Raw genomic sequence first — 761 nt, 5'->3', positions numbered from 1 at the left:
CGATAAGTCTATAAGATTTGAAAATATGTTATGATAGAAAAAAGTTAATAATTTATTTTGGAGGTTTTTGTGTCATTTATTATTAAAAAAGGCAAAATTTTAGCTTTGCTAATAGCATTTTTAGTTATTAATCAACTTGTTCCTATATTGGCTGTGTGGCTCCTAAAGAATCACTATCAAACGCCTTTTACTAGTATATTGTTAATTGGCTTAGAATTACTTATTATTGCTCTTTTCCTTTATTATGCCAAGGTTAAACAAATAATCAGATGGAAAGTATTATTGACAAGGAAAGCATTAGTTACTATTCTCTTAGGTTGGTTATCATTGAGGGTTCCACAAATTATTGGTTACCTCATTATGACTATGCAAGGGGTTAAAGATACAGCAAATCAAACAGTAATTATGGAATTAACAAAGCAACTTCCACTAGCTTTGATGTTAATTTTTGCCATAATTGGTGCCCCTATTATGGAAGAAATTATATTTCGCTATATTATCCCTAAAGAACTTTTTGCGAAACATCAAAAATGGGGTTTTGTAATCGGTACTTTAGCTTTTGCTCTTATTCATTCCCCTTCTGATATAGGTAGTTTTATTATTTATGCTGGGATGGGTGCTATTTTATCTTTTGTTTATTATAAAACTGAGCACTTAGAATATAGTATAATGGTTCATTTTATTAACAATGCTCTTGCTTATAGCGTGTTAATCAGTACAATGATGAATAACTAAAAAAACTTTGAGCAATTTGCTCAAAG

At 29.6% G+C, this 761-nt stretch carries 1 protein-coding gene; it reads left to right on the top strand.

Annotated elements, in window-relative coordinates; translation table 11 throughout:
- The first annotated feature begins 69 nt into the window (after window positions 1–69).
- The gene (locus HMPREF9171_RS102765) at window positions 70–735 is read left to right on the top strand and encodes a CPBP family intramembrane glutamic endopeptidase (protein WP_000008108.1); all 666 of its coding nucleotides are present in this window, start codon (window positions 70–72) and stop codon (window positions 733–735) included.
- Window positions 736–761: the final 26 nt, after the last annotated feature.

Origin of the sequence: Streptococcus agalactiae ATCC 13813 (assembly GCF_000186445.1) — a bacterium.
Taxonomy (GTDB): Bacteria; Bacillota; Bacilli; order Lactobacillales; family Streptococcaceae; genus Streptococcus; species Streptococcus agalactiae.
This window is presented reverse-complemented; position numbering and strand designations above follow the sequence as displayed.